The following is an 11,084-nucleotide window of genomic DNA, read 5'->3' as shown; positions in this document are numbered from 1 at the left end:
TATAAACAAAGTCATAGGACTAGGTATGCCCGTTAGAAGCTAACGGCTAGTCAAATATGGCATCGTTGATCTTCAAGCTGATTTGATCAACAACGCCAGTTTACAATAACAAAAAGGACGAAGTTAACTTCGTCCTTTTTCTTTATAACAAGCCCCTATTAAGACACTTATTAATCGCTATCACTGTGTTATTTTTGTCACTACAGACAAAGACGCATTATCACTATAAGTATCTACAAACAAAAATCCTTCCAGTTTAACTTTACCTTTTGTGTTAAACAGAGTTTCAAACGCATTATCAATATATTTATCTAATGAACAACATGACACTAGAAAATTATCTGTTTGCACTAAAAAACTACACCCCGGATAAGACATATCATCGACAGGTTGAATATTCTTTTTAGTAAGGCTACTTTTTACAATAAAACCAGTCACGCCAAATTGATTCATATTAATATCCTGAAAGCTTGATTATTAATCGTAAATATTTAGAAATAATAGGCGAACAATAAAGTTCACTTTAACAATGGATGATTATGAGCTCACTTCAAATGCTTCTGATAACACCTCTACAGAGGTTTCAGAGACAAACTCACCATCAACAAAGTACTTAACGTTTGCACCTTCCTTCACGCCGGTTACCGTTGAAGAAGTGCCGTCAACATAAGTCACTTCCATCTCAATAGTATTTTCGTCAATGGTTCTTATGTGACTGTCTTCAATGTTGTGGTACGTCAGAGGATCAATCGGTGCATCACGCAATGAAGGATCAAGATCGCTATTAATATCAATCATTGTCTCGACTTTACTATCAAAGATATGCGGAGTGCCGTCGAAAGGGTTTGACCCCGTCCAGAACTCAATTGAGTTAACAACGAAGTAATCTGCCAATGTTGTAAAGCCATAAACGGGTACCAATAAGAAGTTAACACCGCCACGTGCATAGCGGTTATCAACAACCTTTATGTTGAACTCCATTAACTTTTTAGTCGTGAAATTGCTACCGACACAACCGCTAAGAATTGGGGCAAGTAACAGGATACCCGCAAGCTTGATCGAACTCTTTTTACTGAAGATTTTCATTTCATCTACCTACGACTTAGAAATAGTAACCGAATTCAATACCAACAGAGGTATCGTCAAATTCATACATAGTTACGGATGCATTCACATCAACATTGCCGTTAGTCCAACCCAGCGCATTTTCAAACACAGTGTCGACATCAGAATCCAAGAAGTAAGTAAAATCACCGCGGTAATACATGTTACCAAATGGCACCAAAACGCCCGCTTCTAGGTCAAAGCCGTCGCTCACATCACCAGTTGAATAGTTGGCACCCACGTTCCATGCACCAAAGCCAGCATCAGCGACGTAGTTACCACCGACGGTAAGATTGTCGTAGTCTCCAGAGATATTCCACTCACCATCAATAACAATGTTATTTGAAATATTGTATTGGCCAGATAGTGTAATGACATCTTCTCTATCATAATGGTCATTTAATTTATCATTACCAAAGTCAATATCAAGAGTATCGTAGCTTAAACCGATGCTAGCTTTATCATTAATACCGTAGGTAGCTTCAACGCCTATTATATTCACGTCATATCGATCAAACTCTTGTGTATCGTATCCAGCTTTAATACTACTCTGAACATTTCTGACATCTTGATTGTGATAATTATTTTCAGCTTGTACCTCTTGTTCTACATTTTCTGAATTCGTTGTATCGTTTGCAGATACTACACTAGAAAAAGAAATAACAAATAAAGAAGATAATGTTAAAAGTTGTGTTTTCATGATATTCCAATGGTTAAATTTCAATGCCAAAATGGCAGTGTTAAAATTAGGCTATTAAATTAGCCGTTGTTTTTAGGCAATAAAAAGCCACGCCATAATTTTAAAAACATGGCTTTTTATTAATGTGAATTAATTAGATGTTAATTATCGATATAAATCGTAAGGCGATAGATTATTTTTCTACCGCACCGCCGAGAGTTTTACCCAATCGAAAGTTGATGACCTTATGAGAAATTGCATTGTCCTGATAATGGAGTTCAGACATGTCGACAATATTATTGTAAGCAACCGTCACTTGACCGTTTTCTTCAGTCACTAATACTTTTTGGCCAAAAGCATCCAATCCAATACTTGGGAAATCGGTCATTGCTTTTGCACCTGGCGCTGGTCCACCAAAAACGAGCAGGGTCGCATTAGGTAATGACTCACCAATCGCTTCTGCTCTAGCCTTAAAATCCCAGTTCATAAACCAAACCGTGTCACCTTGAGCAAGAACATCTCGTTTAATATTGTTCAGTGTCGTTTCAAAATCATACTCTGATACTAATGTTTCAATGCCGTAGTTCTTTGTTAAGCCTTCGCTCTGAACTGGTGCAATGTTATCTAGCTCATTAGTTAGCGATGCCGTTTTTTCTGCGTACTGCTCAAGGGCTTCGTTATCCATTATTCCGTGTCGCTTTTGAATAAACTGAGCATCGGTATAAATTACTTTTTGCTCGCCATTTTCAACATAATTCAAAACACGAAATGGTAAATCGAGCCCTACTTGTAAACTGTCTTTGAGCAACTGAGTATTCAGCTGGTCGTCGGTATAAAAGTCCACTCGACTTGGTGCTAAATATTCATTTGCCTGTTCAGCTAATCGAGAATGGTCGATAGTTAACACTTTATCTAACCCGTTATCTTCAGCGTTTTTATCAACAATGAGCACACTCTCATCAACGGCATTTAGTTGAGATTGATGAGCGTTCTGATCAACGGTCGTTTCGCAACCTAGAATGGGCAGAACACACAAAGCAATTAAAGACAGTTTTTTCATAGATAACCTCTTTAGAGTTTGAAAATGATTGAAGACAAAACGAAACAATCAAATCTATTGAATATTATGATCGGAAACAAAGTCTTCAAGAACTGAGTGGGCGCGCTTTAGGTCACCATCATTCAAATGGACTAAGTACCCATACAGCGCTTTTTCATGCTCTACCATATAAGTCATTTCTTTTTCATAACCGACTGGGCTGAATGCTTGAATATCCTTAAGCTGATGAACAAATCGCTCTGCGCTGCCCTCTAAATATCTCGCCCCTAAATATGGCATCACTTTCAAAGACAACGTCACTGTTTTAGCAAAAAACTTATCTTTACAATGAATAGTGCTATCAACACCGTATTGTTTGCGGACAGGGTTCATCACAATGGTATTGTGTTGCTCCATTTTACTGAGCAAGTCCAAGCTGTTTGCTGTCATACTGCCTGGCGGGTTATGTTTGAGTTCAGAAAATACCTGTTTACCTAAGTTTCGAAATACCAACTCATACTTAAGTCCCTTCGCAAACTCTCTGTACTCAGCTTTCTCAATTCTCGTCATCATATTTTCTCCACTCATAGCAACGAACGATGGCAAAGTTAGCACCATTATCATGAGGAACTTGCCCCACTTTAATTGGCTGTTATAGCAAATCATCAACAGGGGTCTCGCCTAGCCAGATATTCCTTAAAGCAACACTCTGTTTTGAAGATGCTTTAGCCTGATACACAACGTCATTGTTATATTGAATCTGCATCGTTTCCCCTCTGTAGATAATGGCAATCACATCGCCTTTAATCAGCGGAATGGATAGGCTATCCACTAGTTTTTGAATATTTGAGTCTTTCATATTGATGCCTGGGTTTGACTCTTCCAACGCCTCAATAGTGGCTGTTGTGACTTTTTCTTGTGTTAACTTCTCAGGCGTAAACGTCAATAGAAGTGCGCTATCACCTTCTTTGCTTTTCAAGTGACTAATATCGTAATAGTCGACAAACCATAATGTGCGAGTATTTTCTGCGACCATTCGATAATCATCGTATGCCCACGATTCAAATTGCGCGTGCGAAGACTCGGCTTTTAGCTCGTGACTGAACGCTTCCCCGGCCATCACAAGAGTCATCAACAAAAATGTTACTTTGTATCTCATTGGTATCTCTTCCTACATTCAGATTTAAACATCGCAGGTACTCGCTCATGCCGAGATGGGTCTAAGACGCTAGCTTCATCATGTCGAGAGAATCTAATCTCTCCACCTTTCTCGAGCTCGGAAATGTCAAATGAACCAAAATGCTGTTTGCAATATTCGATGCTTGAATTGGTCGATATTTTTTCATTCTGCCTATCATCATCGGCTTAAGTACCTTAAGAGCACCTTGAAGTAACTTTTCGTCAGTTCTCTTCTCCTGTCGATCCCCTGCTAACGGGCCCGGGTGTAGGAAAGTCGTTTTCTCAAAATCAAGTAATTCAACGTCATTTTCCATCTCCCCTTTGCAGCGAAGGTAATGCGAGCGAGCTTTACTATCAGCTCCAAGACATGACACGACGATCAAGTGTTTCACTCCAAGATCTTTCATGTTTGCTGCGGTCGACACGACTAGATCAACATCAATTGCACGAAGTTTATCTTTGGTACCCGATTTTTTAATCGTGCTACCTAAAGCGATGATCCCAACGTCCGGAAGATCTGAATCTGAATGGATTGCAGGAACACTTAGATTACTGTCAATTATCTGCTTCAATTTCTGGTGCTGCGTATTGAGTTCACGTCGAGACAGTGCGTAAACAGTACTGATATTCTGACTGCCTAATAAAGTACTCAGCGTTTCTCGTCCAACTAAGCCACTCGAACCAGCAATAATGATTGATCTATTCATATGAAATTCACCGTTTAAAGTTATGTCGTCTCGACGTTGTATATATAATAAACGCAACAAACCGACCGGTCTAGTCAGAATATTGTCAACTTTGTCAGAATTAGACTGATCGGTTTACATATTCGAAGATGAAACGCATTGGGCTCTGGAACATAGATCTGATTAGTGAGGGGTTGAAACGCGAACGCTCGACAAGTTTTGGGGAGACCGTTACTGATACTCCAAGAACCGGTAAGAGCCGATTTAAGTATCAGTATAGATATAGATGACTTGATCATTGAATGAGTCGTTGAAGTGTTTGGTACTTAAAACCGAGCGAGAGCTCAATGAGGATATCTAAGGGGACAAGCTTTCAAATCGCCAATGGCGACGAAACAACATGAACACTTCACGTGTTAGGAGTTAGACTCCGTTTCGCGCACTGCAAATTGTGTAAATTAATCTATTTATTGCTGAATATTCTCAAGAACAGACTCGGGAATAATATTCTCTATCGCCACATACTGACCAACATCTAGGAATGCGAAACAGCTATAAGCCAAGCTACTCCAGCCTAAAATAGACAATGTCAGCATGCCAAATGTTTTCACGCCACTTTGATTCAATCGTTTCGAAACAAAGGTATAACTCGGAATTCCGACTAAGACAGGAGCCAAAATAGCCATCGACAGTTGGCCGTATTGATTCCATTTTTTCATGAATTTTCTGAGTTTTGGTTTAAAGACAGCGCCTTTTTGTTTCTTAAATAAAGTTGAATAGACGGGAGCAATTTTCCAACCTGCATACGCAGCTATCATCGCTGGGATTAAATTAAACAACAGCATTTCTGGGTAGGAGTAAGATAGAAACGCGGCAATAGCAGGCCCTGAATAGGTTTTCCAAAGGCTCAATAGCGCCATCGATAAACCAATAGCCAAGTATGTTTCAAATGCTAATGTCATGCTTTGATCTCCTCTCTCCGGTTTTCTGCTTCAATGATCTGATTGTCTAATTTGAAGTGTTGAATGAATAATACACAACGCAGACCGACCGGTCTAGTTGTAATTTTATTATCCTATGAGGACCTAGAAATCTGAGGGGTACATACTCAAACCAGTGAATGAGTATTGGCGTCAATCTCGCAGCCGTGTAGACTCTAATTAAGGATAATCATTAACTTGAAAAGGAAAGAGTTTTGGCTGAATTCAAATACAAGCAACTAACTCAAGAAGAACAAGACAAGCTAGATGCCGCTTCATTTCGTCGCCTATTATCTCATCTAGACAACAATAAAGACGTGCAAAACATCGACCTAATGATTTTGGCTGGCTTTTGCCGAAATTGCTTTAGCAAATGGTATGCAGCAGAAGCTGAATTGATGGGAGTCGATTTAGATTTAGACGATGCACGTGAACGTGTTTATGGCATGACTTACGATGAATGGAAAGCTAACCATCAACCGAAAGCGACGCCTGAACAATTGGCCGCGTTTGAAGCTCGCCAAGCGAAAAAGAGTTAAGAAATTGGACACCAAATAAGAGTTCGTATCCTGAGCGAAGTTTTATTTTCGATTGAACGCATTCCTACTTTCAATCATCAATATTTAGCAAACAAAAAGCCCAGTAACTGCCTCCAATAGTTGGACGCCAGTTACTGGGCTTTCCTTATCAAGCTTTAAACTTAAGGGCTATAACAACTTTCTATAGTCTAGCCCTTAGTTTTACCAACTAACCGTGAGAGGTTCTGCCCACGTTGTCATGGCTAAGCTCTTTGTTTAGTTCCGCTTCCACGTGACCCGGAGAGCGTGTTGAGCCAGAAATCAGTCGGTACATCGCAGGGATAACGAACAGAGTAACCAATGTCGCGAAGCCCATACCGAAGAAGATAACCGTACCTACTGCCACTCGGCTTTCATAGCCTGCGCCCGTTGAAGTAATCAATGGGATTGCACCCGCTAGCGTCGTGAATGCCGTCATCATGATTGGACGTAAGCGTCGAGCCGAAGCATCAATGATCGCCTTTTCAAACTCAATACCACGGTCACGAAGTTGGTTAGCAAACTCAACGATCAAGATGCCGTTTTTGGTTACCATACCGATCAACATGATCATACCAATCTGGCTGTAGACGTTGAGACCTTGACTCATCAGCACCAAGCCTAAGAAGCCACCAAAAATACCCATAGGTACGGTGAACATCACCACCAGCGGGTTAATGAAGCTTTCAAACTGCGCGGCCAGTACCAAGTAAGCGACCAGCATTGCTAGAGCAAATACCACGAGGATACTTGATTGGTTCTCTTTGAAGTCTTTTGACTCGCCAGAGTAGCTCACTGAAATATCACCCGGTAACTGTTCAATCGCTTGTTCATCAAGGAAATCGAGCGCGTCACCCAGCGTGTAACCTTCCATTAGGTTGGCTTTAATGGTCACCGATTTTTGCTTGTTGTAGTGCGACAAACGAATCGATGAAGCCACTTCTTCAATGTGCGTCAACGTATCGAGTGTAACCAACTCACCAGACTGAGTTCGCATGTAGATTTGGCTTAAGTCGTTCGCGTTGTTGAAGCTGTTTTCATCACCACGCAGATACACGTCGTACTCTTCACCACGGTCAACGAAGGTCGTTTCGCTGCGTCCACCAAGCATGATTTCTAACGTATCTGAAATGTCTGAAACGCTAACACCTAGCTCTGCTGCACGCTGCTTATCTACGGTTACCAATAGCTCTGGTGTTTTCTCAGAGTAATCGATGTCCGCGCCTTCCATCATTGGAGAATCTTCAGCGGCTTGCTTTAAGAGCTCTGCCCACTTCTGAAGTTCAGAGTAATCAGAACCGCCAAGTACGAATTGAACAGGCTCACTTGAACCACCTTTGAAGCCCGGCATGAATGGGAATACACGAACATCTGGAATGCCGTTCAACGATTTACGAACTTCGTTCAACGCTTCTTGTGCTGTAACGTCACGCTCATCCCAATCTTCTAGGATCATGATTACGAAGCCCGTTTGGTCACCCGCATTACCACCAAACGCTGGTGATTGAATACTGAATGACTTCAAGAAGCCCTGACCAAGCAATGGCATTAAGCGTTCTTCAACGATGTCCATGTTGGCAGACATACGGTTGTAACTGGTTGCATCGGCACCACGAACAAACGCAAAGATAACACCACGGTCTTCTTGTGGCGTCAGTTGCGACGGCACTTGTTGCATCAAGCCATAACTACCGCCCATACACGCGATAATGATGATTGGAGCAGCCCAACGCCAGTTTAGAGCACGGCGCAACACCGCGCGGTAACCAGATTCAAGCTTGCCAAATACGCGCTCGACAAACAGGTTAAAGCGATTTGGTTTAACGTTCGCTTTTAGAATTTTACTGCCTAATACTGGCGTTAACGTTAATGCGACTAGCGACGAGAAGATCACCGACATCGCGAGCAATACAGAAAACTCGGTAAACAACAGGCCAACCATACCGTCCATGAACGAGATTGGTAGGAATACCATTACCAATACAAGCGTTGTTGCGATTACCGCGAAGCCTACTTCACGAGTACCTTTATAGGCAGCAAGCAGCGGTGACTCACCACGTTCAATATGGTGGAAAATGTTCTCAACCACCACGATCGCATCATCTACCACCAAACCGATCGACAAGATAAGTGCCATCAGGGTAATCAGGTTGATAGAGAAACCGAAGTAGTACGCGGCAATAAACGACGAGATCAGAGATACAGGTACGGTTACCGCAGGAATAAGTGTTGCACGTGCTTGACCAATAAAGATGTAAAGCACAAGGATAACCAAGCCACCCGTAATAAAGAGCGTGCTGTAAACCTCAGAGATCGAACGGTCGATAAACACAGTTGAGTCATAGTCGACGGCCAAACGAGTCCCATCAGGCAAGAACTTTTGAATTGCTTCGACTTCTTTATGGACTAAGTCAGCTACCTCAAGTGGGTTCGCATCTGACTGAGGCACGATACCCATACTTACGTTAACAACGCCGTCACTCTTAAAGGTCGAGTTCTCGTTTTCTGCGCCAATGTAAACATCCGCTACGTCTTTCAAGTAGATAGGTGTGTTATCAGAGGCACGTTTAACGACTAGGTATTCGAAATCTTCAGCTTCAGTGTAAGAACGAGCAGTACGAACCGACATCACAATCGCATCGTTACGTACTTCACCACCCGGGCTTTCAATGTTCTCACTGTTCAGAGCAGAAGTGATGTCCGAGGTGGTAACACCACGACCCGCCATCTGCGCAGGTTTCAGCTTGACGTACATTACTTTGTACAAGCCACCTGAGATATCCACTGAGCTCACGCCAGAAATCAAACTAAAGCGGTCAATCAACACACGTTCGGTGTAGTCGGTTAACTGCGTTCGGTCCATCTCTGTCGAACTTAAGTTGATGTAAACCGAAGCTTCACCACTACCATTGTTCTTGTAAACAATTGGGTCGTCGGCTTCATCTGGCAATGAACGCTGCGCACGAGCTACCGCATCACGAACATCACTCACACCGGTATTGAGGTCGTAACCAAGCTCAAAAGTAATCGTGATACGCGACATACCGTTACGCGTTGTGGATTCGATCTCATCGATACCACTGATGCCGGATAACTGATCTTCAAGATTGGAGGTTATTTGGCTTTCAATGATGGTGGCAGACGCACCCTCATAACGAGTACTGATCGATACTACCGGGCTTTCAATATCTGGCATCTCACGAACTGCGAGCTTATTGAAAGAGACAATACCAAACACAACCAATAGTAGGCTCAATACGACGGCCGCTACTGGTCTCTTTACAGAAACATCAGATAACAACATTAGTTAGCGCCTTCTTGTGCTTTTTTATCGCTTGCTGCATCAACTGGGCGATTAACGGCAAGCTCTTGAACCAAGACGCCGTCACGCATGTTCACGATACCTTGCACCACGATCTTCTGGCCAATTTCGATGCCTTTGTCGATCACGACTTCGTTATCAATACGTGCCCCAAGGAAAACTTCTGTACGAGTTGCTTTGTTATCTTCGTCAATAACATAAACGAAACGCTTCGTACCTGAATACTCAAGCGCTTGAACTGGAATGATTGGCGCTTCCACTGGTGGGAAGTCCATATCCGCCGCCACTAACATACCTGGCTTTAGATAATCATTATTGTTGTCGAAGTGAATTCGAACTCTAAGGTTCAAGGTTTCAGCGTTAATACGAGAATCAATGCCTACTACAGTACCAGTGAACTGAGTGTCACCCCATGCGCTGGTACGAGCCGTTACTTTCATACCTTTAGACAGTTTAGAAAGGTAACGCTCCGGGATCTGCAGATCTAATTGCATTACCGATAGGTCGTCTAGGGTCACGAGTTCAGTACCGGCTGTAACCATTTTACCGCGGCTAAAGTCGATAAAACCAACAGTGCCCGAGAATGGCGCGCTGATGTGAAGATCTTTCAGATTGGCATTTGCAGCAGCTAAACGAGCATTGGCAATCTCTACGTTCGTTTTCTGAGCGTCAATTTCAGTTTGCGTGATCGCGTTACGTTTCACTAGGCGTTGAAATTCCGCTAGCTTACGTTGCTCGTCTTTTAGATAAACTTGCGCTTCTGCAACCGCCGCTTTCGCTTTGTCGTCATCAAGCTGAACCAACATCTGCCCTTTAGTGACATCTTGATTGGCTTTAATGTTGATAGAGTCCACTCTGCCAGCCACTTCAGAAGTGATCATTACTGATTGCTCGGCTTCTAACTTACCGACCAACGAAAGAGATTGGCTAACTTGGTGAATATCAACCTGCTCAGTAACAACAGTGACAGTGCTAGGGCCCATACGCTTAGCAAGTACGGCTGGAGACGCCATAAGAATAGACAAGCTAAGCAGGGTTAAAACAGATTTATGCTTCATAATAATGGTCTGCAAGTTTAATTTTGAAATCTATAAATGAAATTAACCGTATTCTATCAACTGATAAATGCTGTAACGTCAAGAAGTGTAAATCTAGATTAAATTCCATTTACGTTTCATCACGCTTTAGACACATTGAACACAATACAGAAAGCCTGTCACCTCAAGGTGTTATCTATCAGTACGTAAACCTTAGTACAGATGTTCACTTCACGAGCAATATGCGTACTTTTCGCCATCTTTGCCCAAAAAGGCAGCATTTAACACAAAACCATAAGAAAAACCCTTTACAGGTTTAGCGTGTTTGCTATGATGCGCTCCGCACTTGAGAGATGCGTTGGGAAAAACATTTCTTTAGCCTATCCATTATGAGTTAGGAAAAACACCCTGGAGGGGTTCCCGAGTGGCCAAAGGGAGCAGACTGTAAATCTGCCGGCACTGCCTTCGATGGTTCGAATCCGTCTCCCTCCACCATATTCT

At 42.3% G+C, this 11,084-nt stretch carries 11 protein-coding genes and 1 tRNA gene; 2 read left to right on the top strand and 10 right to left on the bottom strand.

What is annotated here, in order from left to right; genetic code table 11:
- Positions 1–180 precede the first annotated feature (180 nt).
- The 8 genes from IQQ51_RS04885 to IQQ51_RS04850 form a co-directional block, all read right to left on the bottom strand.
- A complete protein-coding gene (locus IQQ51_RS04885; protein ID WP_048616802.1) occupies positions 181–453 on the bottom strand; it encodes a hypothetical protein in 273 nt (90 codons plus the stop codon).
- An 84-nt stretch (positions 454–537) separates the two neighbouring features.
- Positions 538–1,086: a DUF3332 family protein gene (locus IQQ51_RS04880; protein WP_193840517.1), complete on the bottom strand. Its 549-nt coding sequence runs from the start codon at positions 1,084–1,086 to the stop codon at positions 538–540.
- 16 nt (positions 1,087–1,102) lie between these two features.
- Positions 1,103–1,804: a hypothetical protein gene (locus tag IQQ51_RS04875; protein WP_193840516.1), complete on the bottom strand. Its 702-nt coding sequence runs from the start codon at positions 1,802–1,804 to the stop codon at positions 1,103–1,105.
- Positions 1,805–1,976: 172 nt separating this feature from the next.
- Positions 1,977–2,843 carry a DUF302 domain-containing protein gene (locus IQQ51_RS04870; protein ID WP_193840515.1) on the bottom strand — a complete coding sequence of 289 codons (867 nt, stop codon included), beginning with the start codon at positions 2,841–2,843 and terminating at the stop codon, positions 1,977–1,979.
- Positions 2,844–2,897: 54 nt separating this feature from the next.
- Entirely contained in the window at positions 2,898–3,395 is a 498-nt protein-coding gene (locus tag IQQ51_RS04865; RefSeq protein ID WP_228012682.1) for a hypothetical protein, read from the bottom strand.
- Between the two features lie 79 nt (positions 3,396–3,474).
- Positions 3,475–3,981, bottom strand: coding sequence for a chalcone isomerase family protein (locus IQQ51_RS04860; RefSeq protein ID WP_193840514.1), 507 nt, complete (start codon positions 3,979–3,981; stop codon positions 3,475–3,477).
- 61 nt (positions 3,982–4,042) lie between these two features.
- Positions 4,043–4,708, bottom strand: coding sequence for an NAD(P)H-binding protein (locus tag IQQ51_RS04855; RefSeq protein WP_193840513.1), 666 nt, complete (start codon positions 4,706–4,708; stop codon positions 4,043–4,045).
- A 446-nt stretch (positions 4,709–5,154) separates the two neighbouring features.
- Complete coding sequence (locus tag IQQ51_RS04850; protein ID WP_048614791.1) at positions 5,155–5,649, bottom strand: hypothetical protein; 495 nt, start codon at positions 5,647–5,649, stop codon at positions 5,155–5,157.
- Positions 5,650–5,882: 233 nt separating this feature from the next.
- On the opposite strand from IQQ51_RS04850, the gene IQQ51_RS04845 reads away from it, so the two are divergent.
- Positions 5,883–6,206, top strand: coding sequence for a DUF1244 domain-containing protein (locus IQQ51_RS04845; protein WP_017094028.1), 324 nt, complete (start codon positions 5,883–5,885; stop codon positions 6,204–6,206).
- Positions 6,207–6,414: 208 nt separating this feature from the next.
- Here the strand turns inward: IQQ51_RS04845 and vexH are convergent, their stop codons facing one another.
- Together vexH and IQQ51_RS04835 are read right to left on the bottom strand one after the other, a co-directional pair.
- A complete protein-coding gene (gene vexH, locus IQQ51_RS04840; RefSeq protein WP_017062023.1) occupies positions 6,415–9,528 on the bottom strand; it encodes a vibriobactin export RND transporter permease subunit VexH in 3,114 nt (1,037 codons plus the stop codon).
- On the bottom strand, positions 9,528–10,604 hold the full coding sequence (locus IQQ51_RS04835; protein ID WP_193840512.1) for an efflux RND transporter periplasmic adaptor subunit: 1,077 nt from the start codon (positions 10,602–10,604) through the stop codon (positions 9,528–9,530). Before IQQ51_RS04835 ends, vexH begins: the two co-directional genes overlap by 1 nt.
- A 389-nt stretch (positions 10,605–10,993) precedes the next feature.
- Here IQQ51_RS04835 and IQQ51_RS04830 point away from each other — a divergent pair.
- A tRNA-Tyr gene (locus IQQ51_RS04830) sits at positions 10,994–11,078 on the top strand.
- The last annotated feature ends 6 nt before the right edge of the window (positions 11,079–11,084 follow it).

The organism is Vibrio sp. OPT18 (assembly GCF_015163615.1).
In the GTDB taxonomy this organism is placed as follows: domain Bacteria; phylum Pseudomonadota; class Gammaproteobacteria; order Enterobacterales; family Vibrionaceae; genus Vibrio; species Vibrio coralliirubri.
The sequence above is the reverse complement of the archived record's forward strand: the minus strand, read 5'-3'. Positions and strand labels throughout refer to the sequence as shown.